Source organism: Maridesulfovibrio salexigens DSM 2638, from assembly GCF_000023445.1.
Taxonomy (GTDB): domain Bacteria; phylum Desulfobacterota; class Desulfovibrionia; order Desulfovibrionales; family Desulfovibrionaceae; genus Maridesulfovibrio; species Maridesulfovibrio salexigens.
Map to the genome: position 1 here is coordinate 613,986 of NC_012881.1, position 22,208 is coordinate 636,193.

At 49.3% G+C, this 22,208-nt stretch carries 19 protein-coding genes; 2 read left to right on the forward strand and 17 right to left on the reverse strand.

From position 1 onward, the window contains the following. Window positions 1-1,530 carry a PfkB family carbohydrate kinase gene (locus DESAL_RS02835; RefSeq protein ID WP_015850450.1) on the reverse strand — a complete coding sequence of 510 codons (1,530 nt, stop codon included), beginning with the start codon at window positions 1,528-1,530 and terminating at the stop codon, window positions 1-3. Beyond that, complete coding sequence (locus DESAL_RS02840; RefSeq protein ID WP_015850451.1) at window positions 1,531-2,412, reverse strand: N-acetylneuraminate synthase family protein; 882 nt, start codon at window positions 2,410-2,412, stop codon at window positions 1,531-1,533. A 238-nt stretch (window positions 2,413-2,650) separates the two neighbouring features. On the opposite strand from DESAL_RS02840, the gene DESAL_RS02845 reads away from it, so the two are divergent. Continuing rightward, window positions 2,651-4,081 carry a mannose-1-phosphate guanylyltransferase/mannose-6-phosphate isomerase gene (locus DESAL_RS02845; RefSeq protein ID WP_015850452.1) on the forward strand — a complete coding sequence of 477 codons (1,431 nt, stop codon included), beginning with the start codon at window positions 2,651-2,653 and terminating at the stop codon, window positions 4,079-4,081. 44 nt (window positions 4,082-4,125) lie between these two features. Here the strand turns inward: DESAL_RS02845 and DESAL_RS19580 are convergent, their stop codons facing one another. The 14 genes from DESAL_RS19580 to DESAL_RS02915 all read right to left on the reverse strand — a co-directional run bounded on the left by DESAL_RS19580 (window position 4,126) and on the right by DESAL_RS02915 (window position 20,088). Continuing rightward, window positions 4,126-6,006: a glycosyltransferase family 2 protein gene (locus tag DESAL_RS19580; protein WP_049760002.1), complete on the reverse strand. Its 1,881-nt coding sequence runs from the start codon at window positions 6,004-6,006 to the stop codon at window positions 4,126-4,128. 93 nt (window positions 6,007-6,099) lie between these two features. After that, window positions 6,100-7,116 carry a sialidase family protein gene (locus DESAL_RS02855; RefSeq protein ID WP_015850454.1) on the reverse strand — a complete coding sequence of 339 codons (1,017 nt, stop codon included), beginning with the start codon at window positions 7,114-7,116 and terminating at the stop codon, window positions 6,100-6,102. A gap of 1 nt (window position 7,117) precedes the next feature. Then, a complete protein-coding gene (locus tag DESAL_RS02860; protein ID WP_015850455.1) occupies window positions 7,118-9,058 on the reverse strand; it encodes a glycoside hydrolase in 1,941 nt (646 codons plus the stop codon). Between the two features lie 5 nt (window positions 9,059-9,063). Beyond that, window positions 9,064-10,293 (reverse strand): phosphoribosylglycinamide synthetase, encoded by a 1,230-nt coding sequence (locus DESAL_RS02865; protein ID WP_015850456.1) that lies wholly within the window; start codon window positions 10,291-10,293, stop codon window positions 9,064-9,066. Between the two features lie 5 nt (window positions 10,294-10,298). After that, a complete protein-coding gene (locus tag DESAL_RS02870; protein WP_015850457.1) occupies window positions 10,299-11,504 on the reverse strand; it encodes a methyltransferase domain-containing protein in 1,206 nt (401 codons plus the stop codon). Further along, on the reverse strand, window positions 11,504-13,048 hold the full coding sequence (locus DESAL_RS02875) for a TIGR04372 family glycosyltransferase (RefSeq protein ID WP_015850458.1): 1,545 nt from the start codon (window positions 13,046-13,048) through the stop codon (window positions 11,504-11,506). Before DESAL_RS02875 ends, DESAL_RS02870 begins: the two co-directional genes overlap by 1 nt. 7 nt (window positions 13,049-13,055) lie before the next feature. After that, window positions 13,056-13,985, reverse strand: a complete 930-nt coding sequence (locus DESAL_RS02880; protein ID WP_015850459.1) for a transketolase family protein — start codon at window positions 13,983-13,985, stop codon at window positions 13,056-13,058. Beyond that, entirely contained in the window at window positions 13,985-14,815 is an 831-nt protein-coding gene (locus DESAL_RS20100; RefSeq protein ID WP_015850460.1) for a transketolase, read from the reverse strand. The genes DESAL_RS02880 and DESAL_RS20100 overlap by 1 nt, the downstream gene beginning before the upstream one ends. Window positions 14,816-14,824: 9 nt before the next feature. Next, window positions 14,825-15,574, reverse strand: coding sequence for an SDR family NAD(P)-dependent oxidoreductase (locus tag DESAL_RS20105; RefSeq protein ID WP_015850461.1), 750 nt, complete (start codon window positions 15,572-15,574; stop codon window positions 14,825-14,827). Window positions 15,575-15,580: 6 nt separating this feature from the next. Then, a complete protein-coding gene (locus DESAL_RS02895) occupies window positions 15,581-16,495 on the reverse strand; it encodes a class I SAM-dependent methyltransferase (RefSeq protein WP_015850462.1) in 915 nt (304 codons plus the stop codon). Between the two features lie 19 nt (window positions 16,496-16,514). After that, the gene (locus tag DESAL_RS02900) at window positions 16,515-17,549 is read right to left on the reverse strand and encodes a PseG/SpsG family protein (RefSeq protein ID WP_245543779.1); all 1,035 of its coding nucleotides are present in this window, start codon (window positions 17,547-17,549) and stop codon (window positions 16,515-16,517) included. Further along, window positions 17,506-18,192, reverse strand: coding sequence for a pseudaminic acid cytidylyltransferase (gene pseF, locus DESAL_RS02905; RefSeq protein WP_015850464.1), 687 nt, complete (start codon window positions 18,190-18,192; stop codon window positions 17,506-17,508). The genes DESAL_RS02900 and pseF overlap by 44 nt, the downstream gene beginning before the upstream one ends. Window positions 18,193-18,206: 14 nt before the next feature. Beyond that, entirely contained in the window at window positions 18,207-18,893 is a 687-nt protein-coding gene (locus DESAL_RS02910; RefSeq protein ID WP_015850465.1) for a phosphocholine cytidylyltransferase family protein, read from the reverse strand. A gap of 19 nt (window positions 18,894-18,912) precedes the next feature. Then, the gene (locus tag DESAL_RS02915; RefSeq protein ID WP_015850466.1) at window positions 18,913-20,088 is read right to left on the reverse strand and encodes a CDP-glycerol glycerophosphotransferase family protein; all 1,176 of its coding nucleotides are present in this window, start codon (window positions 20,086-20,088) and stop codon (window positions 18,913-18,915) included. A gap of 267 nt (window positions 20,089-20,355) precedes the next feature. On the opposite strand from DESAL_RS02915, the gene DESAL_RS02920 reads away from it, so the two are divergent. Further along, complete coding sequence (locus DESAL_RS02920; RefSeq protein WP_015850467.1) at window positions 20,356-20,787, forward strand: PACE efflux transporter; 432 nt, start codon at window positions 20,356-20,358, stop codon at window positions 20,785-20,787. A gap of 218 nt (window positions 20,788-21,005) precedes the next feature. On the opposite strand, the gene DESAL_RS02925 is transcribed toward DESAL_RS02920, so the two are convergent. Beyond that, a complete protein-coding gene (locus DESAL_RS02925) occupies window positions 21,006-22,133 on the reverse strand; it encodes a DUF697 domain-containing protein (RefSeq protein ID WP_015850468.1) in 1,128 nt (375 codons plus the stop codon). Window positions 22,134-22,208 lie beyond the last annotated feature (75 nt).

The window sequence follows — 22,208 nt, forward strand, 5'->3', positions numbered from 1 at the left end:
TTATTTCATGGTTGCGGTTATGTATTTACGCATGGATTGCTTATCTATGGCCCGGTCATTTCCCATGATCTGCACTGCCAGTGATCCGGCAATATTTCCGAGAAAACCGACTAGTTCCTCATGTAATCCCATACAGGCGGACATTGCTGCAATGGAAAACAAAGCGTCTCCGGCTCCGACACGATCCACAACATTGGACAGGAAGGAGGGGATGCGTACAAATTCACTTGTCGGATTGTAAAGCGAACAGCCTCTGCTGCCTTGGGTCACCAGACACATTTGGGTTTTCAGGCGGTATCCGGTTTCAATGAGCAGGGGCCGCAGTTCGTTGATCTGGTCGCGCGTTTCCAATCGCAGCTCGTGTTCAGCAAGTGAGAAAAAGTCCATCTGCGAATATTTGCCTATGGTGTTGAATCCACGGTTTCCGGCATTGGCCTGCGTATTTACCGCAAGATAGGGAGCTTTTTTTACCAGCATGTCCACAACAGCGGGACTGATCAGGCCGTGCCCGAAGTCCGCAGCCAGCACGAGATCGTATTCGGAAATGATCTTGTCCAATTCAGAGCAGATTTCCTGTTCCACATGCTCCGGTAGCGGACTGTCGTCCATGACGTATATTTCCATGACTTTGTTCAGGGAATAGCTGTCAATGAACCTGCGTTTAAGAGTGGTTGGACCTTTGGGGCGAGTAAAAAAATGGGGCCTAACTTTTGAGTCCAGCTTTTTACGGATGAAATCTTCGTAGCGTTCGTTCTCACCGAGTATGGTCAAAAGGGTCACTTTCCCGGCAAAGTTGGCAACGTGATTGGCTACAGCCAGCGCGCCCCCGGCATAGAGTTCGCGGGACTGGTATTTAAGGGCAAGGATGGGGTCCTTGGATGATTTACCCAGTGTGGAGGCGATTTGGTATTCATCAAGGATGGTGTCCCCGATGATGAGTACCTTGAGATTCTGCATGCGTTCAAGATGATCTAGGACTTCGTCCAACTGGTAGCGCTTGCGGAACATTTTCAGATATTCGTCCAATTCTTCGCTGTTGCGGTTAAGGTAGCGGTTGATCAGGTTGGATGAGCTGTAGACGATGTCTGAGGTGAAGATCAATTCTGCCCCGATCTCGCGGACTACGTCAGCTTCCTTACCTATCTTGCCCAGCGGATCGTTATCGATGTCCTTGAATTCATCCCCCTTGGCATAAACGTGCGGGCGGATGGCACGCAAGGTCTCTTCGGCAGTAGGCCATTCATTGATGGCCACGTAATCAGTCTCACCAAGTGAGGCCAATGCTTCAGCACGCAGGATTTCGGTGAATGCAGGACGATCCGGGCCTTTGTCTACATAATGGTCAGGGGTTAGGGTGACTATTAAGACATCCCCATGGCTTTTGGCCTGATTGAAATAACGGATGTGTCCGATGTGTAGCAAATCGAAAACTCCGTGGCAGAGCACTATCCGTTTGCCGTTTTCGCGCAGTTTCTTCGCGATTCTAGCAAGTTCTGAAATATTTTTTATTTTACTGTCTGCATTGACCATTTAGTCTGCTTTCCATTTTTTTCTTATTGATTTCAAAGGGCGAAGCCCGTCCACAGGATCAGCCCGCCATTCACGGTCCGGCAACTCAGCTTCAACTGGTTTCTTAATCCCGTCACCGTCAGCAGCAAAGCCATTTTGAATGCTTTTGATCATCCGTTTTACCTGATCCGGTAGCCAGCAATGTCCGAATCTATATTCTTCACCAGCTTCATCAAGATCAAGATGTAGCTCAATCATCTGTGCGTCATACCTATGAATTGCCCGCTGGATGACAGCTTCACTCACTGTATGGTCAGACCAGCCGATTTTGCAATTGAATTTATCTTTCATGGTCTGCATGGCAGCAAGATTGGCCTGTTCCACAGGGGCAGGATAGCCGGATACACAGTGCAGCAGGGTCAGGTCAACACATCCTGCTTCGTGTAAAGTTAGTACCGCTTCCTCGATTTCATTCATATCAGCCATCCCGGTGGAAAGAACTACCGGTTTACCGCTAGATGCACATTTTTTAAGCAGATCGGTCCAGAGAAGCTCGTAAGATGCTATTTTAAAGAAGTCCACATGCGGCGTCAGAATATCGACTGCATCAAGATAAAATGGAGTGCAGGAAAAAAGAATCCCATGCTCCCGGCAGCGATCTGCTATGAGCGGCACAAAGTCTTCAGGCAGTTCCCAGCGCTTACGATTACAATGTTCGGCGCTCTGGGCAAGAATATCCGGGGCGAAAAGTTCCTTGATTTTGAAAAGCTGGAACTTGACTGCCCCGCAGCCGATGCGCGCGGCAGTGTCGATGAATTCATAGCAACGTTCAAGGTTGCAGCTGTGGTTGCTGGATACTTCGGCTATGAAGAGGGGGGGGCTGTAATTTGCGTTGTTGGGCAAAACGTGGCTACCTTTTTTAACATGAATTCGAATGCTGCCGTCAGACTATTTCCCGGAAGAGGACAAGTCAATCTATGACAGCTAATTATAGGCCTTTCCTAGGCAAAATCCTTTTTTTGTAGTAGTCAGGTGATGAAAATGATTTTGGTATAAATATAGCATTGTTCCATGCTGTTGAGTGCTGAATGTCATTTTTTTACCAAGATTTTTATCCAGAGCGGGCTAAAAGGGAGAGGGTATGATTCCAGTTATTTTGGCAGGAGGGACAGGGTCCCGGTTGTGGCCACTTTCCAGAAAGAATTTTCCTAAACAGTTAATGCCTGTTCTGGGCAGCGAATATTCCTTGCTTCAAGAGACCGTGCGCCGGGTCATGCGTCTCCCGGAAATGGGACGTCCCGTTGTGGTTACTAATGAAAAATACAGGTTTATCATTGCCTCTCAATTGCAGGCCATCGGAGTGGAACCGGAATCTATCGTTTTGGAACCTGTGGGCCGGAGCACCGCTCCTGCTGCGGCCATCGGTTCTCTATTAGCCTTGCAGTCAGGTGGAAATCCTGATGTTTTACTCTTGCCAGCTGATCACTATGTCCAGAATGTGGAATCTTTTTTGGCTTGTCTTTCTATGGCCTCAGGGTTCACTGAAAATTCCGGGTTGGTTACCTTCGGAATTGTCCCGGATAAGCCGGAAACAGGATATGGATACATCAAGCGTGATGCGGGTGTGCCGGATAGTTCCGGGGAAGGATTTTTCATCGACAGCTTTGTGGAAAAACCGGATCTTGCGCGGGCTGAAGAGTATGTTGCTTCGGGGAATTATTACTGGAACAGCGGCATGTTTTTGTTTAAGGCTGAAACTTACTTAAAAGAGTTGGATAAATTTGAGCCGGAAATGGTTCGCTGCTGCAAAGGGGCAATTGATAAGGCACATGAAGACCTTGATTTCTTGCGGTTGGATAAAGACTCTTTTGCCCGTTGCCCGGAAGATTCTATCGACTACGCAGTGATGGAAAAGACTTCTAAGGGTATCGTGGTGCCTCTTGATTGCGGCTGGAGTGATGTTGGATCATGGTCTTCTCTTTATGAGGTTCGGGATAAGGACGAAAGTTCTAATGTCAGCATCGGTGATGTTATGCTGGAGGATTCAACCAATTGTTACATGCACTCATCGGAACGGCTTGTTGCGGGAGTCGGACTTGATAATATTGCGGTGGTTGAATCTAAAGACGCGGTGCTTGTGTCTCGTCTGGACAAGGTACAGGATGTTAAGAAAATTTTCAGCCGATTGAAGAAAGATGGTCGCAATGAGTATGAATCTCATACAAAGGTTTATCGACCGTGGGGCAACTACGAGTCCATAGGTAAGGGTGATAGATATCAGGTTAAACGGATTATTGTCTTTCCGGGGCAGACTTTGTCATTACAAAAACATTACCACAGGGCTGAGCATTGGGTTGTGGTCAAAGGAACGGCCGTGGTCACTCGAGATGATGAAGAGATGGTCCTTACCGAAGACCAGTCTACCTATATCCCTCTGTGTTCCGTGCACCGTTTGCATAATCCCGGCAAGGTCGATCTTGAGTTGATCGAGGTCCAGACAGGAAGTTATCTCGGCGAGGATGATATAGAGCGTATGGAAGATTTATACGGTCGTATGTACCAAGATAGCTAGTTTGACAACGGTTAACAGATTACTTGTCTCCGATACTGTCCGTTTTAATCAGTTTTTTGTGACCTTACCCCGAAAAGCTTTTCTCGGGCATCCAGATAGCTGTCGTCGTTATCGCTTTGCCAACGGGAAGGTTTCTCCATTGCTGGGTGTTTAGATTTTATTTCTTCAATTACTTCAAGATATTTGTCGCGATCATCGAAAGATTTTACAGCTTTTTTTACGTTCTCCCAGTTTATAAACCAGTCGGAAAAGCGGTAGACAGGGTACTCCATGAAAGCTCTTTCTTTTAATTCCGGTGTTAGATCCTGCCTGAACCACCAAGGATGCAGAGATGTGATTTCCTCCTTGCTGGACATATTGAAAATATTAGTGATTCCGGGACGGCGACAAGCATGCCTATAGAGGAAAAGAGGTTCTTTGGTCGTAACTGATGTCCAGCCCTTTTCAATAAAACGCAGCCAGAATTCTGCATCTTCCCGGTCGGTCAGATCTTCCCGGAACAAACCGACTTCTTCAAGAGCTGATCGCCGGACAATGGAAGAGCTGGGAGATGGACATGCCCGGATTGTTTCTAGAAAATTGAATTCTTCGCCCCAAGCGATGTGGTTGTCTTTTCCAAAGACAAGTGTCTTTGGGGTAACCCAACCGACTCTTGGGTTTTTCCTCATCATCCTTACTGCTGAAGCCAGATAGTCTGGGGTAATCATGTCATCCGAATCAAGGGTGGTTACAAATTCGCCGTCAGTTTCGTTAAGTCCCCGGTTACGAGTGGCTCCTTTGCCTCGGTTTTCCTGAGTTAGTAACCGAATACGATTATCGTTGATTCTTTCAATCAGTTCTTTGGCTACTTCATAAGAGTTGTCCGTGGAGCCGTCATTGATGATGCATATTTCCCAGTTAGTGTAAGTCTGGTTGAGCACTGAACGTACGGCCTCTTCAAGGTAGTGCCCCTGATTGAAAAGCGGGATGACAATGCTTACTTTTTCAGGTCCGTCAATAGGTCCCTTTTCAATAGGGAAGTTCATTACAAGCTGTTTGTAAATACGCATCAGGGCTGGGCGTTCACCGACAACACTGAAACTCGTATCCAGCATCTGGCGGGCACTGTCCACTTCTCCGGAGTAAATAGCCAGCAGTGAGTAGCGGAACAGACTGCGGTCATACTCCTCTATGGATTCAATTCTTCCGCCTTTCAATTGCTCGAAAAGATCGACAACTTTGTTGATACGCAAAGAGAGCTCTGATGTGATTTCTTTGATTGGAATCCAGTTGAAAGAGCGGCTGAAGAAGAGTCTTTGATATTCTTCCAGAATGGAATTTTCTTCATCCATGGCTCGCTGTTCATCATCAGGATTTTGGCGGTGCTCCGGTGTCGAGGTTATTATTTCCGGCGGTAGGGCGGCTGGAGGAGCAGATACGGAAAGTTGTAAAAGAATTTCCGGCAGAGCAAAAAAGTGTAGATTCTCTCTGAGTTCATTGCTGGATTTGAGTAGTTTGTTGCGTAAGATTATTAGTGGTGGATAGTGTGGGTCTTGAAGCATATTCAAAACCATTTCTAGTGCTGATTTAGCTGTGCTTGGAACGGCAAACCCACAGGTCTCATCGTCCTCCATGATTTTAATAGCAGTGGGCACGGCTTCATCTGCAAAACTGGTGCGAGCATCAATGATTAGAGTCAGTTCGTCTTTTGAAGCTTTAGCTTCTTTAAGAGCTGCTTCAATACAAGGAGTTGAATTGCGATCTTCAGATAGAATAAGGTTCAGACGGCCAGTTTCTGCTGCAACTTTTTCCAGCATGGCTACCGAACGGGCAGAGATCTGGGCGGCAGCCACAGTCAGCATTGCTCCTCCGCTATACTCCAGTAATTCTCTTATACGTGGTTCCGGGATGTATGCTTTTGTTGGGGCTGTAATGATGAAATGCATTCTATCTTAATCCTTGATCTTGGCTTGCTAATTTAAATTACCGGGTAACAATACGTAAGAAAAGAAGGCTCTTCAATATCAATTCTTGATAATTCATACCCCAAGCACCATCCGTTCCACAACAGGCCCTTCATGCTTGCGCGAAATATAGTAGACGGCAATAACCTGCCCTTTTTTGTTAACGGCCAAATCACCGTAACCGCCGTGAAATCTGCCACCTTTGTACCATGCTAATGTTTGAGGATGGCTCCATGTTTCGCCACCGTCTTCGGAGACGGTCAGGGCTACGCGACATCTTTTGTTTTTGCGGATCATGCCCCGGTAGATTGCCAGCACCCGTCCGTCCGGCAAGAGCTTGATGGAAGGTGCTTCTCCGTAAATTCCGATAGGTTCAGGGCTGGACCATGTCTTGCCGTCATCATCGGAATGGGCTTTGAATAATCCGTCCATGCAAGGGGCCTGACGCATCAAAGCTAAAATTCGGCCTGAAGGCAGGCGGGCGATGGATGTTTCATTTAGCCTGTATTCCGGGAAATATTCGTAGATGTATGACTGTTCGGAAATTTTGCCGTTTTCAGGATTAAGGCGGAAGGTTCCGCAGCCCGGACCGTTGTAAAATGTTCCGATGAATGTGTGTTCATCATCCAGAGCTGGAATGAAGTGTCCGAATGAGGCCCATTCCCCTCCGGGTAGGTCCAGTGGCTGACGGTCAGGAAAGGTTTTGCCGCCGTCCGTGCTCAGGGAGAAATAGTTGCGGCGCAGTTCTGAACTATGGGTGCGCGTAATGAGCAGCACCTTGTCATTACCCAGATGAGTAACAAGGGCATCGTGCTCGTTTGTCTGGTTTTCCGCGTGGCTGATGATTAGTTGCGGTCGATCAAAGGTCTGGCCGCCATCTTTGGAACGGGTGGTGTAGATGTCTCCTGCCATACCGTGGTCCATTCTCTGGCGCAGGTCTTCGCTGATGTTTACCGCTCTGCGAAAGCCTACAAGCAGTTCTCCGTCCACATCGGTAATGGTCGGGAAGGATTGATAACCGTCCCATTCCTCCGGGGTTATTCTCGTGGTGTCGATAATTGAGACAGAAAGTTTGGGCCGTCTTTTTACCATTCTATTCTCCGGACCGTGGTTTTATGCTGAATCCGGTGCTGAAATTAAATTTTGGATCCGGGCCGCATCCTCGCGTGCTGGTCTCGTCCATTTCCTGCATGGAGAAGAATACCCGCACAAAAGGCGAAGGCGTAGCCTGTCTGCATTTGATCATGCCGATGAAACCATGTTCCGGGTATATGGGACTGATTTCCAAGGCCCGTTCAGCTCCGCCCAGCACTATTTTTGAATCAGTCATGCCCAGCCCTTGTGAAGCTGAGACAGCAAATGAAATGTTATCACTATGGTCAAAGGTCTGCCCGTTCAGGTGGAAGTGTTCTTCACGCCCCCCGTTGCTGCTGCAATAGAAAAGTCTGGCCGGGTCCATATCTGCGGTGAGCAGGGTCACATGCCCGATACGGGCAAATCCCGGAGGTCTGCAAGCCAGCGCAAAGCGGTATAAAATATCTATCTGTTCCTTGTGCTTGTGGATGCGCACAGCTTTGTCGAGCATGCCTTGATATAGGTCGATGGAGCAGGCTGCGGTGATGAATTCATCGCTTTCGGAAATAAGCGGCGTGATCCTGGCTAGATCGGTGTCTTTTGGAATCCCCGGACCTTCCATGATGATATGACCGGAAAAAAAATCCGCACCTAGGTCGATTTCTTCAAAGTAACCATGCCCAAGCGTCCCGAATGCGGGAATGTTATCGTGTGAGAGGAATGATGCTTCCTGTACAGCCAGACCCTTGGCGGTATTCAGGGTCACGTTTGCGTATTCACTTTTCAAGCTGAGCATGCGTCCATGATTGCGGGCAGGAGTTCCGGAGACTTGAAAATATGGTTCGCGGACTGCTGTCTTGGTTTCAAAGGCCAGCTGTTCCAGTTTTGTCAGGGATTCATTGTAGCGTTTTCCGGTGATGTGGGTACGCAGGTCACTGGACCAGCAGAAACAGAGATCTCGCCACTTGTCTTCATTTTCAGCGCAGAGAGGGAAATCCTTTTCAAGCTTATGGCAGACAGCACGGCAAAGTGAATTTAGCTGAAAATCGTCGCGCCCACTGAGGGCCCAGCGGGTGATATTGTATTTGCTTTGTTTTTTGACCGGGATGGGTTGGCTGGCACAGCTCAGTTCAAGTTCCTTGCCGCCATATTTGTGCTCCAGCCCGTTTAGTACTGTGCTGGGAAGCTGGAATTCATGCCCGCGTTTCAGCAGGATTTCAAATACCTGTTCAATCAGTTTCCACTCACTTTCCGCTTCCTGCACGGCTTCATTTTTGTAACGGCGGGGGCGGAAATCAAAAATCTCAGCATCATTGCCGTAGATGGGCAACCAGCCCTCTCCAGTTCCGAGATCTTCCACATAACTGAGGTATTCATCCAGTTCTAGCTCCCGGTGAGCGAATCGCTGCAATTTCTGGAAGACCATGGAACGGCTCCAGATTACGGGGATGGATTCGCCGTTGGTTCCCTTGGCCCGCTGAGGGAAATGCTGGATATGCTCATCCCAGTCTGCGTAACGGGCGGGGTTGTCGTAATCCATGAAAATAGCACTGTATCCGGCATCAAGATAATGGTCTGCCATTCCTGCCGACCATGCCTGTTCATTGATCAAGGCAATTTGGGGGATCGTTTCAAGAATTTGCTCCCCGGTTGTTCTGCCTAACGCAAGGTTGGCCCTGTTCAATGCCGAAGGAACAAGTGGGCCGATGATCTGCCCGTAGCCGCTGCCGATGAATTCGGCTTTGCCGGAGCGCAGCAGGGCTTTGAAATTTTTAATCCACAGAGGATCTATATCGCGGATGATTTCAAGGGTGATTCCCGAAGCCTCAATACCCAGAGGATAGCCTTTTTCGACCAGCTTCAAGAGCGGCCAATAGCAGCGTTTGATAACCTCCGGGCGGCTCTCTTCGGGAATGGAAGAGAACATGAGGTTGAGGTGGAATATGGCAAAAATTTTCATATCAACTACGAGGTGATGATTTTAATGGCAGCGACTGCCGCTTCTACCTGTTTAATGGCTTTTTCGCGGGTTTCGGCTTTTGCCATGACCACTCCGGCGCGTGCGGGATGGCTGGTTGCGGGGGCAATCGTTTCGCCGACAGCTGTGCGGATTTCCACCATGCATATTCCGTACATGACCAGTGCTGTTTCCACACCCTCAATAGCAACTACTTTTCCAGGCTTTGGGAAAAGGTAACGCTGCGCTACCCCTTTTTGGAAGGACGGGGTCATAGCTTCGGGATCTGGTCTTTCGCCAAGGGCCAGTCTTATGGCCGTGCCGGTGAAATCCACCCCGGTATTCCATGGAATTTCATGTGAGCAGAAGTAACCACCGGAAAGACGGGCAGCCATTTCAATTACATAGGGCTTGCCGTTATGCACAACCATGTCGCCTTTGAACATGGAATTTTCAATGCCGAGAGCTATCGCCGCTTTGCCGGAAAGATCTTTTACCGCTTGTTGCGTATCCTGATCCAGAAAAGAGGGCAGGTCTCCGCCGTTCTCAATGATGTTGGGTGCGAAGCGGTCCAGAAATTCATAGTTGCGGTCCGAGAAGCCGGGACAGAAAGTCTGACCGTTGACCACAAATCCCTCAGTGCTGATCTGCGGGCCGTCGAGGTGTTTCTCGACCATGACCCGACCTGTCGGGGATTCTATTTTTGCGCATTCAAATGCCCATGCGGGATCAGGCATATCTGCCGATCCATAAACAAGACGCAGCACCCCGCGTGCCCCACGGCTGTCCACAGGCTTGATGACCAGTGTTTCCCGGCATTCATCCAGAATCCGGGATAGTTCACCGGCGCTGAAAATTTCCTGATACCACGGGATGGGGATGCCCATTTCCGAGAAACGGTCCTTCATGGCTTTTTTATCTGTAGCCAGACGGGCTGTTTCCGCGCTGACCGCTGTTAGCCGGAAATGATCAGCCACTGCCGCCACAGTTCCCGGTGCATCCACCGCAGCACAGATGACCCCATGCGGTTTGCCGCCCTGTCGTGACCATTCGGTCAGGGCGGCAACCGTTATTTCCGGGGTGTAGACACAACCTATGACCGATTCATGGGCGTGAGCGAATCCGGGAGCCTGCGGGTTGGCATCAACTGCCACCACATGCAGCCCCATTTCATTTGCTCTTTGCAGTACTGGAATGGATTCCAATCCAGCCCCGATCACGATTAGTGTCTTTTGCATTTTTGCTAAGCCGGTTTACGGCAGACCATGAAGGTATTCTGCCCTTTAGGATCATCAGGGAAGACAATGCGTCCCTGTTTTATGCCTGTGGTCTGCATGATTTCAAAATGTTCGGAACAAAGCCCGCTGATTTCCTGCAGTGAAAATTCATGCAGATGCTGGGAATTCACCGGAATATGTCCGAGGCTGTTCTGAGGAGTACTCAGGATTAGCAAGCCGCCCGGTTTGAGCACCCGTTCCATTTCCTTGAAGAAAGGCGCGGGGTTGACGTGCTCCACTGTTTCAAAGCTGGTTACTGCGTCAAAGGAACCGTCTTCAAAGCTGAGCGAGGTCGCATCCCCGGTCTGGAAGGTGATGTTATCGAAATACTTGCCGGATGAAGCCAGACGCACGGTTTCAATGTCGAGGTCGGCGGCGATTACTTTTTCAGCTTTGGCTGCCAGCATCCTTGCCCCGTATCCGGGGCCGCAGGCACAATCAAGAACCTGCGCCTCGGGACTGATGTAGTCTAAGGCCAGTTCATAATGAAAGCTGAGCTGGTCTCCGGAGCTTATCGGTGTGTGCTGACCGACATTCATGTTCCCGGCTATATATACCTGTTCTGCGGTTTCGCGGCATTCTTTGAGCCACTGTTCGCTCACGGCAGGTCCGGCTACGCGGGCACACTTGAATTCTTCAGCTTCATTGAACATGAAGAATTTTGGATGGATACAATACGGCGCGCAGTTGGGCCGTTCCCCAAGAAGGGAGTGTGCTTTTTTTAGTGCCCCCAGCCTGTAGATATCTGAGGTAAGTTGAATGGGGAAGTCGTCTTCGGTCTTGACGCAGTCCAGTCCTTCTTTTTCAGCCTGTTCGAGCATGGTCCGTGCGTGTCCGGGCAGCCAGCCGAAGTGCAGCCCATCCACCCTGATGAACAGGCTTTGTTCATCAATATCTTCAAGGGCCGCGATCATGCGTTCCAGCGGGCTGTCGTCCTGCCCGTAAAAAACGGAAATTTTATGCTCCGGGAACATGGCCGGAATTTCATCCAGTTTGCCGCCACGGTCAAACTCCGGTGCAATGATTCGAATATCCGCTGCGGGAAATTCCTTTAGTGCGCTTTCAACAGTCAGGGCCACTACCGGGCGTCCGTCTACATCGTTCATGCACCAGTCAGGTGCGCCGCTCCAAGCTCTTGATGCTGCCTGTACCAGAATAATCGGAGTATCCATCAGCTGTCCTTCGAGTTAAAGAGTTTGTCCGCGTGTTTTTTCAGGAAATATGAACTGATCGGGGTTTCAAACCGGGTGTTGTAGTTTGAAACTTTCAGGTAAGAACGGTAGTGCTGCTGCAGCCTTGTCTCGGCAGCAGTAGTTTTCCATTCTCCGTTCATCCGCAGATGCATTTCCTTAATAGCTTCCAGCAGTTCGTCTTCTGTATTGTCAATAACCGTAAAATCGGAATCTGCAAAGTTTTCAATGGGACATTTACTGATTCCGGCGTTGATTATTTCAGGAATGCTTAAAATTCGTCCTGATGATTCTGAGCGAATGAGTTTGAAGAGGGCGAGATCTTCAGGCGAGCAATATTCGATAACTTCCAGACGGACCACGTTGATACGCAGGCATGGGATACGGAAGGTGTTTGCCACATGCATGGGGCCGCTTTGTGCTCCTGCGAAAAAATAGCAGGTAGCAGGCAGGTAAACGTCCATGAAATCATTTTGCTTACCGCTGCTTGCATAATCCGCAAAATTGGGATGTTCTATTTTAAGCGGTTCCTGCACAATGGAGCCGATTCTGATAACGTTGTAGCCGAGCCGCAGCAGTTCTTCAGCTCCTGCTTTCAGGGTAGAAATATCCATGTTGCGGGGTTCCTGCATATCCCCGTCACTTTCGGGCATGGTCTGGTACAGGAAGGCGGAGTCCCTGCCCAGCAGACAGACATGTGGACGATCTGGATCGAGCCCGAGAGTGGCAATTTCCTGTCTGCCTCGTTCTTTTTCCGCTGAAGTGAAACTTACATGTGTATCGGTTTGTTGGATCAGGCATTCGTAATCCCGGCCAAGAGAGATTTTCCGTGTGTTCAGTTTAAGGGCGTGCTTATCCGTGAGGTTGAAGAAATTTACAGCTTCCAGCAGGTACCGGAAGTTTTTGTTGATATGCATTTTGCGGGAGAAAAGCTTACCAAGTGTCTGGTTAGCAACTTGCCCATCCTTAAAGTAGAAAAGGTCAAGGTAACCGTCATGGCGGCCCAGCTCTTTTTCAGAGAGGTAGAGTTCGCAATCAAGGGCCAGATGCCCTAGTCTGGAAGAGTAGATTTCGCCTATCCGCACAGGCTTGAAAATGGATACAGCTTTAATCAACAGGGCAATTGCGCCGAGACCTGCCCATTTGCAAATCTCTTTGATTGGTCCGTGTTTTAGATCCGAATCAGCTGCGAAGAGTTCATTTCTGATACAGGTTTGAATGCGCAGATTGTAGAAATTTGCGTAAAATAAAACCGCGCGGACCACGTTGTCATGATCGTATGTCATGCCGCAGACAATGACGGTTTCATGAGGCCTGAAGCTGATGATTGTTCTCAGTAACGGCAGGAAAAAGGGGTGGAATGCTCCAGAGAAATAAGTGGTCTTTTCATCATTAAAAGCACCTCGGTCCCGCTCGGGAAGCAGTAGCTGAACTTCCGTTTTGTTGCGGTCCACGCTGTTAAGGAAGTTTTCGATATGGCACTGCTGTGCAGTGCCGATTATGAGCAGACGTTTCCGGTCAGCCATTGTGCTCCTATTTCCGTTTCAGGACCCGGCGTACAGCATTCGCAATATCCTCGGGCATGAGGCCGTATTCACGGGCAAGGTCTTCCGGCTCTCCGGAGCTGCCGAAAATATCATCAATTGCTACTCGTTCCACCGGAACCGGATGGTTTTCGCAGACTATCTCCATAACAGCACCGCCAAGGCCGCCGTACTTGTTGTGGTCTTCGCAGGTCACAATGGCTCCGGTTTCCTGTGCAGCCTTAATGACTGCTTCTTCATCCATCGGTTTGAGCCAGCTCATGTTTAATACGCGGCAGAAGATACCTTCTTCGGACAGTTTTTGTGCTGCCTGTACTGCCCGATGGACCATAACGCCTACAGCCATGATGGTGCAGTCTTCGCCTTCTACCAGCACTTGTGCTTTGCCCGGTTCAAATTTTGTGTTCGCATCAAATACCTCTGGCAGCGGGCTGCGTCCGGTGCGCAGGTACAGCGGTCCGTGGCTGTCCAGCAGATAAGGCAGTATTGCGCGCATTTCCACAGGATCGGCAGGGGATACCACGGTCATATTGGGAATGGCGCGGTAGATGGAAATATCTTCAAGTGCCTGATGGGTCGCTCCGTCCGGCCCTACATCAAGGCCGAGATGACTGGCGGCGATTTTAACGTTGAAATCAGGGTAGGCGATTGAGTTACGTGCCTGCTCCAGCGCGCGCATGGAAGCGAAGACCGCATAACAGGTCACAATAGGAATGATGCCGGATTCAGCCAGACCAGCAGCCATGGAAAACATGTTCTGCTCCGCAATACCGCATTGAATGAAGCGGTCCGGGTAGGCTTTGCGGAAGTGGTAGGTTCCGGTTCCCCCGGCAACGTCGGCATCAAGGACCACGAAATCGTCACGGGTGGCGGCAAGTTCCACAAGGGCCTTGCCGAATTCGTCTCGCATATTCTGCATTATTCCAGCTCCTCGCATCCGCATTCGCGTAGGGCGCATTCACGTTCTTCTCCGGTGGGGCAAAGGCTGCCGTGCCATTTGGGAACGTTCTCCATGTATGAAATTCCTTTGCCTTTGACCGTATGGGCGATGATCATGGTCGGTTTGCCGACAGTTGTCCGTGTGCGGTAGAAGGCGTTTTCAATCTCGCGGAAATCATGACCGTCAACTTCAATTACCTGCCAGCCGAAAGCCTTGAATTTATCGTTAAGTGGTTCAAGGGCGGTGATGTTCTCGTTGAGGTCATCGCTCTGAAATTTATTGTAGTCCACAACGGCAACGATGTTGTCCAGCTTATGATGGGCTGCGAACATGCAGCCTTCCCAGATCTGGCCTTCGTTCAGTTCCCCATCGCCGAGCAGTACATAGGTGCGATTCTCACGTTTGGCCCGTTTCGCTCCCAGAGCGCAGCCAAGTGCGAAAGAAAAACCCTGACCCAGAGAACCGGAATTAAATTCAACCCCCGGTGTTTTGATTCGGTCGGGGTGCCCTTGCAGTATGCCGTCAGCGTGACGCAGCTTCTTGAACTCTTCCTTGGAGAAGAATCCCTTTTCAGCCAGTGCAGCGTAGAGAGTCAGGCAGGAATGACCCTTGGATAATATGAAGCGGTCCCGGCAGGGATCAGTCATGTTTTCAGGGTTGAAATTCATTTCTCTGGCAAAAAGCCAGCTGACAACTTCCACACAGGAAAGTGACCCACCCGGGTGCCCTGATCCGGCATGGCAGTTCATAGTAATGATGGACTTGCGCAGCTCGGCGGCGAAATTTTCTAGTTCCTGATACTGGGCCATTTGTTCTCCTTAGAAGTACAGTCCGCCGTTGACGTTGATGGTCTGGGCGGTGATGTAGGAACTTTCATCGGAAGCAAGGTAGGCCACGCTGTCAGCTACTTCAGAAGCTGTGGCAAACCGTTTCAGGAGCACATTCTCGGCGGCTTTCTGCACTGCCGGATTTTGCAGACCTGCATCAGCCATGTCCGAGATAACCAGACCTGCTGCAACGGTATTGCAGCGGATATTCCATTCGGCTCCGAACCGCGCCGCAACTTGGGTCATAGAAATGAGTCCGGCTTTGCTGGCTGCGTAATGGGCAGTGCGCGGGCCGCCATACTGACCGCTGACCGAACCGATGTTGATTACGCTGGCGCCCTTGCTTTTCTTTAGCAAATCAAGGCAGCGCTGTGTGCAAAGGAAGGGGCCTTTCAGATTAACGGACATGATGCGGTCCCATTCTTCCGGGGTGATCTTGTCGAAATCCTGCGGATCATTGATTCCGGCATTGTTGACTAGGACATCAAGCATGCCTTCATTGGCAGTGATGTCGGCAACAACGGCATCTACGGAATCGGCATCGCTGACTTCAAGTTGCAGGATGCGCGCTTTGCCGCCTTCTTTGGAAATTTCTGTTGCGGTTTGCTCTGCGCTTTCGCGGTTATTGACCCATGTGAGTATTACCTGCGCGCCTTCAGCAGCAAGTTTGTGGCTGATGGCCTTGCCGATTCCGCGGCCTCCGCCGGTTACCAGCGCAATTTTATTTTTCAGTCTTTGCATGTAAATTTAGTCCTTTTTACCGGCCATAACCACAGTATGGCGCCCAAATCCAGCTTCATCTAAGCTTTTGTAGAACTTATCCAAAACATCCCGGTTACCCGTGCGGGTCAGGTTAAGTTCCAGTTCCTTACGCATGGCATGGCATTCCCGGCCAAGATCCGGATTGCGTTTGTAGTTCTTGCCCATGAGCAGGAAAAGTTCCAGTGGAAAAGAAATTTCATGGTGCAGCGGTTCAAAATTAAGCCGCCGTAATAAATTTTCAAGAGAGCTGCGGTTGAAGAAATTTATGTGATGAGGAGGAGCCACCCACCATGGTTCTTCGTCCATATTTTCGGTCACTATTTTTTGCAGCTTGTTGTAATCGTTGGGAACTCCAACGATGATCAGGCCGCCAGGATTAAGTACCTGTCTGCAAAGGCTCAGCATACCCGCCGGATCAGGCAGATGTTCAAGAACTTCCCAGAGGTGAACAGCATCAAATTTACCGATGGAATCTGCACATTCCTGATCAAAAACACCGTGGGTAACATCAAGTCCTATGGAATTGCAGTAATCCACTGCCTTATCAGCGGGCTCCACGCCTTTGGCCTGCCATCCGAGTTCTGCTGCCTGTTTAAGGAAAAAACCGTTGCCGGAACCGACATCCAGAATGGAACCTTTGCGTCCAAGAAGTTTTTCAATGGTTTCCAAACGGGCCGCATTGGTGGCATCATGCCATTCCTGATCTTCAAGCTGATGTTGGAGCATGAGCGGTTTGTCTTTGACGTGGTATTCATGTTTGTAGATGCGCTCCAGCTCTTCTTCATCAGGAATGGGAATAATGTGCTTGAAGCCGCAACTTTCACAATGAATCACATCGAAGCCGTCAACGGAGTGCAGCACTATCCCGCTATGGTCCATCCAGCATTTTCTGTCACTCATAATCTTGCTCCAAGCTTATTTAAATGGCTTTCATAATCAGAGATGCGATGTTGGTAGCCCCTTGCCCGATCCCAAGTCCGGCAGCTTTTGCAGCTATGGACTTTAGTGAATTCTGATCGGAAATAAAATTTTGCAGTTCAAGAGCCAGTTTCCGGTCAGATATGCGGTCATATTTTCCCAGTGAAACCGCTGCTCCTGAGGCATGCAATGCCGATGCCGAGCGGGTATGGTCTTCGCTTAAACAAAGCAGCATCTGCGGGACTCCGCAGGCGGCCAGCTCATAAGCGGTCATGCCGAAAGATGCGATTGCCGCGTCAGCCTGCTGCATAGGCAAGGACATGTCCTTTATATCATGCAACAATTTTACTTTCTTTCCGTGCTCTACCGTTATCTGGTCGATTTTGTCCAGATTATTGAACATGGGACCGATTACAACTTCCGCCTGCCATTCTCCATCTACTGATTTCAGGGCCTGTAATATTTTCAGGGTCAGGCCGTGGGGATCGCTGCCGCCCATGGTAATTAAGATTTTTGGAATAGAATGGATCGGCTGTGGATTTTTGGGAAGTCGGAACTCTTTGCGCAGGGGGATGAATTCCCAGCCGCGATGGATGGTCCCGCTGAATTCGTCCCATTTAAGTTCCCTAAATTGAGGAACCGGCGGGTAAAAGGCCAGATCGGTGTGCAAACGGTTGGGAGTGGGATCATCAATTGATACAAGCAATTTGCCTGCTGTTTTTGCGCGGCTGAAAAAAGACTGGGCAAGGTTAATGCGCAGGTCGAGGACCACCGCGCCTTCATTGCTGAATTTCCAGAGGTCAAAGTCGCTGACAGGAATTGTTTTGAATCCGGCTGCCTTGATTTTGTTTTCAGCTTCTAAAGCACCCCTGAATCCGAAAACTGAATCGCATCCGAACTTTTCGCGCAGGGCAGCAGCAATTGCCATGCAGCGACCAGCGTGGCCGAATCCGGTTTGGGGGCCGGCTTCGCAAAGAAAAAGAAATGGTCCGCTATTTTTCATCACACATGAAGGCTTGGTAGAGCCGTTCGGCAATGTGCCAGTCTTCCTCGGTGTCGATATCCACCACCATGTAGCGAGGTAGAAAATAGGGCAGACTGAGTCCTTCCGTGCGGTCCGCCGGAAGGTCTGTCAGTTCTATCCAATAGAACTGGGCAGCGTCATGGAAGAATACAGGCAGATCCTGTGAGCGGCAGGGAGCATATTCGGGAAAGGCATATTCAACACCACCCTGATCATTCTTTTTGAATGAACGCAGGATGGGATAAGGGAATTCGGCAACTCCGAGTACGCAATTGGCTCGGTGTTCACGCAGCATCTTGTAGCCACCGTGAATACTCTCCGCAGTGACAAAAGGATTGGCGAAGAATTGGCAGTATCGTTCCGGTTCTCCCCAGTTTTCTTTGATCCAGTCTACAGCATGATCAATGACCGGCTGGGTGGGAGTGAAGTCGTCAGCCAGTTCTGCCGGACGCATAAAGGGTACTTCGGCTCCGTATTCGCGGGCCACTTCAGCGAATTCTTCGCTATCCGTGCTGACCAGAATATGATCAAAGAAGCCGCTCTTTCGGGCGGCTTCAATGGTATAGGCTATAAGTGGTTTTCCCAGAAAAGGGCGGATGGATTTCTTTGGAATACGTTTGCTTCCGCCTCTAGCCGGGATGATTGCTACCTGCATATATTTTCCAATCTTTACTGGTCGGCTCTAAGGAAAGTCTTTTCCGCAAATTTCCAGTCTTCTTCGAAGTCTACTTCGACACACGCGTGGTCGGATACATCCACAGGCTTGAGGTTGACCCCTTCCTCAATGATAAATTCGAGACCTCTTTCAAAATAATCCTGATCCTCACAGCGACGCAGGGCTTCTTTGTAAAGGGCCAGATCTTTTTGTTTCACAAGGTTGATGCCTACAGCTTCACCTTCGGCATTGACTACCTGCTTGGAGATCTCGGTAATGTATCCCTTGTCGTTGAGTAAATATTTGATTTCTTCTTCACCACAGGATTTGCGGTCTACTGCGATGCGGCTTTCATCTTTTGCTTCATCGAGGAATTTTTTCAAAACCGGTTTGTCGAATACGACGTCACCGTTGGTCCAAAGGATATCGTCATCAAGGTTTTCCACTGCCTTGAGAAGGCTTTTGGAAGTGTTGGTGATGTAATAGTCTGGGTTGTACTTGTAAAAGACTTCCGGAAACTGTTCCATGATCAGGGTCATTTTGAATCCCACGACCACGATAATTTCTTCTACACCCAGTTCGCGCATGAGCCGGATCTGGCGGCCGAGAATTGTTTCCCCGTAAGGAAGCACAGAAAGTGATTTTGGGAAAGGTCTGCTCAGCCTGCTACCGATTCCTGCTGCAAGAATAACTGCTTTCATGATCTGCCCCCTTTGCGGGTTAAAGATAGTTGGCGATTATGTGTTCACCCAGCCTCTGCGCGGCCTTCCCATCGCAGTGGGTGAAGGAAAGTTCTCTAAGCTTTTTCCGATTTTTTGCGAAGTCATCTATATTATTTATCACGATCTCTTCAAAAGCGGTATAGAGATCATCTTTGTTTTTGACTTTTCGGCCCGGAGTCATTTCATCATAGTCGTAAAGGAGTTCCCGGTTTTTGGTCACATAATCTTCAAAATCGTAAGGGTAGAAGATCATGGGTCTGTCCAGAAGCAGGAAGTCGAAATAAATGGACGAGTAGTCGGTCAGCAGTGCATCACAAAGTGAAAGCAACGGATAAGCGTCGCTCTTGGGATTCATTAGCACAATATTCGGCGGCATCTGAACCTGACCGATACTCAGGTACGGATGAAATTTGCATACAAAAAGGATGTTGTTCTGCTGGCAGAATTGCGAAAGCTTACCGAGATCGATGGCACCGTCTTCAAACGGTCCTCCGCCGAGATCGCGGAAAGTCGGCATGAAGAAGACCACCTTGCCGCCCTGTTTGCGGAACTTGACCATCTCAGCATAAAGCTCGCGGTCGGCATTGATCATATCAAACTTGCCGGGACGACGCAGAAGCACATCGTTACGCGGGTAACCGAACTCCAGAAAATCACCGGCCTTGAAAGCGCGTCCGAAGGCGGTTTCAGTGAAGTATGGTGAAGTAGAGAGCACTGCATCATAGCCGGAATAGGCAAAGGAAAGGTGTTCGGCCTTTTCCGGGTTCATGTTCACTGAAGATTGGATCTCCGGAAAACCGATAGCCTTGAGCGGGATTCCGTGCCAGAGCTGGATGGAGGTAGCTTCACAGAGTATGGCCCAGAGCTGCTCCTGCGTCTTCCAGCTGAAATCATCACTGATAACCAGTGAAGCTTTGGTCATAAGGGCAAGGGTTTCGGTGTCATTTATCCACAGCGCAGGCAGTCCTTGCCTTTTTAACAGGTCAGCTTCCTTTTTATCAAAGGACAGAAAAAAGCATTGCAGTTCCGGTCTGTGCTGCACGCAATGGATGAAGAAATATTTGACGTTATCAATGAAGTATCCACCTGCGCGCCCGAAGAACAGGGCCAGATTTTTCTGTTTGGGGACCGATGCTGATAATTCCCGCAGTTTTTGCAGTTCGTCTTGTTGCATAATTTCGTACTGTCCGTTTTGATCCGGTTTAAGTTCAAGAGGAAAAAATGTGTGTTTTCTGACACCTGTGAATACGTTATTCAATTTGGGTGCCAAAAACAATGCAAAGCTTGAACATATCTGGATATCGATCCGCGTGAAGCAGAGCGTTTATCTATCATTCAGGCAAGTAGTTATTGTTATATCTAATTATCACTCTGATTTTTAAGGAAATGTTTTTGGATAATCATCTTGAATCAGTAGCGGCTCAGCTATATCCTCTCTCTCATGAGAACAACTGCTGACAGAATCAGGCACACCCTGTTATTCGAAATTATCGGACTTTGCACCTGTACCCCGCTGGCTTCATGGATACTGGATAAGGACATGAGCCGGATCGGTATCATGAGTATTGCTATTTCCATGACCGCCATGGTTTGTAACTATCTCTATAATCTGCTTTTTGATAAAGCGCTGGTGGCCCTGAACCGTCCGGTCAATGTACGCCCTACATGGATGCGTGTGTTGCATGCCGTCCTTTTTGAACTTTCGCTGCTGACTCTCACCGTGCCTTTCGTAGCATGGTGGCTGGATTTGACTCTCTGGCATGCCCTGATCGCTGATATTGGGTTCGCGCTTTTCTTTCTCGTCTACGCCTTTGTCTACAACTGGGTGTACGACATTGTATTTCCCATGCCGGTGGCTGCCGAGAACGGTTAATGCCTCCGGCGGCTGGGGAAGGGAAAACTTTTGCAAAAGTTTTCCCTTCCCCAGACCCCATCCCTTTCAAAACCTTTTAGTTTGCTTCGCACTTAGCTCGTTAATTTTTTTTCAAAAAACAACCGCAATATCCCGAAAGATATTGCGGTTGTTTTTGTTTTGGAAAATCAATCCGCTAAGCGGTGAAGTCAATTAAAGGGTTTAGGCCGCTGGAGGCATTACTTCTTTCGTTTGAATAAGCCCTTAACCCTACCTAATTTTTTTCCGGCCTTTTCTTTTATAGTTTCCGGTTCGGGTTCAGGTTCTACCTGCTTATCGCTTTTGAATGTAGCGAAACGGGCCACTTTGCCTACTTGTTGCGCTGAATATTTTGCAGCCTTGCTGGTGGCCTGAAAAGCCTTGTCAGTTGAATCTACAACTTTTTTGGCGGCACTTGCGGCCTTTTCTCCGGCTGCTCCGGTGAAGGTTTTAATATAAGCGGTGGTGATTGTTTTGGTGGAGCCCATAGCTATTGAAAGAAGCATGCCCGCTGCTTCGCGCAGGACGGCACGGCGGTAGCCCGGAGAATTTTTCTCCGCATGGAAATTAAAATGTCCACGGGTAATGATGCCAACGCGCAGGGCAAGGAAGGCGTTGGTGGAACCGTCCAGAATTGATGCGGTGACGATTGAGGTCAGCCCGCTGGCACCGGGAATCATACCCAGTGCGGACCCGGCCAGCACCGGGGACATGATCGCTTCGATCTGTGCTTGAATATCCAGCTCTTCCACCGCACTTGCGAAAAATGCTGTTCCCGCAACATTGGCGTAGACCGCAACCATATCCCGCATAGAAGGGCGCTGGTTGTAAATTTTGGATACATCCCAGACAAGCTTGGTCAGAGTGCCGAGTACGATGAATGAATCAAGTTGTCCGTTCTGGGAAATGGCCGTGGAAAGGAAAATCCTTGAGGCCACGGTTTTCATCTTCTGAGTGGAGATACGGTCCAGATGTTCAAGGGCAATGTCGAGGTCCTCAGTTGTGGACAGGGGTAGTGCAGCTTCGCGGATGTATTTGTTGGACTTCAGCCTTTTGCGAAGTTTGCGGATGAATTCCCGTTGTTCAGCCGGAGTGGGGTCGGCAGGCATAACCAACGGTCCGGGCCGGAACATGTAGATGACCAGAGGGCTTAAGCAAATGGTCAGGAACAGCCCCGTCAGGCCGAATAGCACGTAATCATGTGACGCTGGAAAATATACAGCGCAAAGCTGGGCCAATCCTGCAATCTGGTTGAGCATAAACAGGATAAATCCGCCAAGCAGGAAAAGCATCAGGGCGGTTATAAGTCGCGGCAGGGCCTTGGTCATATATTTAATCCTCGCTGTATTTATATTGTTTTCAATAATTGTATCTATCCGTCCGTCCCCGATTACGTCAAATTT

Excerpts from the sequence above, each read along its gene's own strand:
- DESAL_RS02920 (WP_015850467.1), top strand. The coding sequence starts at position 20,356 with ATGAGAACAACTGCTGACAGAATCAGGCACACCCTGTTATTCGAAATT.
- DESAL_RS20100 (WP_015850460.1), bottom strand. The coding sequence starts at position 14,815 with ATGGCCCAGTATCAGGAACTAGAAAATTTCGCCGCCGAGCTGCGCAAG.
- DESAL_RS02915 (WP_015850466.1), bottom strand. The coding sequence starts at position 20,088 with ATGCAACAAGACGAACTGCAAAAACTGCGGGAATTATCAGCATCGGTC.
- DESAL_RS02860 (WP_015850455.1), bottom strand. The coding sequence starts at position 9,058 with ATGAAAATTTTTGCCATATTCCACCTCAACCTCATGTTCTCTTCCATT.
- DESAL_RS02910 (WP_015850465.1), bottom strand. The coding sequence starts at position 18,893 with ATGAAAGCAGTTATTCTTGCAGCAGGAATCGGTAGCAGGCTGAGCAGA.
- DESAL_RS02855 (WP_015850454.1), bottom strand. The coding sequence starts at position 7,116 with ATGGTAAAAAGACGGCCCAAACTTTCTGTCTCAATTATCGACACCACG.
- DESAL_RS02925 (WP_015850468.1), bottom strand. The coding sequence starts at position 22,133 with ATGACCAAGGCCCTGCCGCGACTTATAACCGCCCTGATGCTTTTCCTG.
- DESAL_RS02895 (WP_015850462.1), bottom strand. The coding sequence starts at position 16,495 with ATGAGTGACAGAAAATGCTGGATGGACCATAGCGGGATAGTGCTGCAC.
- DESAL_RS02865 (WP_015850456.1), bottom strand. The coding sequence starts at position 10,293 with ATGCAAAAGACACTAATCGTGATCGGGGCTGGATTGGAATCCATTCCA.
- pseF (WP_015850464.1), bottom strand. The coding sequence starts at position 18,192 with ATGCAGGTAGCAATCATCCCGGCTAGAGGCGGAAGCAAACGTATTCCA.
- DESAL_RS02880 (WP_015850459.1), bottom strand. The coding sequence starts at position 13,985 with ATGCAGAATATGCGAGACGAATTCGGCAAGGCCCTTGTGGAACTTGCC.
- DESAL_RS02875 (WP_015850458.1), bottom strand. The coding sequence starts at position 13,048 with ATGGCTGACCGGAAACGTCTGCTCATAATCGGCACTGCACAGCAGTGC.
- DESAL_RS02845 (WP_015850452.1), top strand. The coding sequence starts at position 2,651 with ATGATTCCAGTTATTTTGGCAGGAGGGACAGGGTCCCGGTTGTGGCCA.
- DESAL_RS19580 (WP_049760002.1), bottom strand. The coding sequence starts at position 6,006 with ATGCATTTCATCATTACAGCCCCAACAAAAGCATACATCCCGGAACCA.
- DESAL_RS02870 (WP_015850457.1), bottom strand. The coding sequence starts at position 11,504 with ATGGATACTCCGATTATTCTGGTACAGGCAGCATCAAGAGCTTGGAGC.
- DESAL_RS20105 (WP_015850461.1), bottom strand. The coding sequence starts at position 15,574 with ATGCAAAGACTGAAAAATAAAATTGCGCTGGTAACCGGCGGAGGCCGC.
- DESAL_RS02835 (WP_015850450.1), bottom strand. The coding sequence starts at position 1,530 with ATGGTCAATGCAGACAGTAAAATAAAAAATATTTCAGAACTTGCTAGA.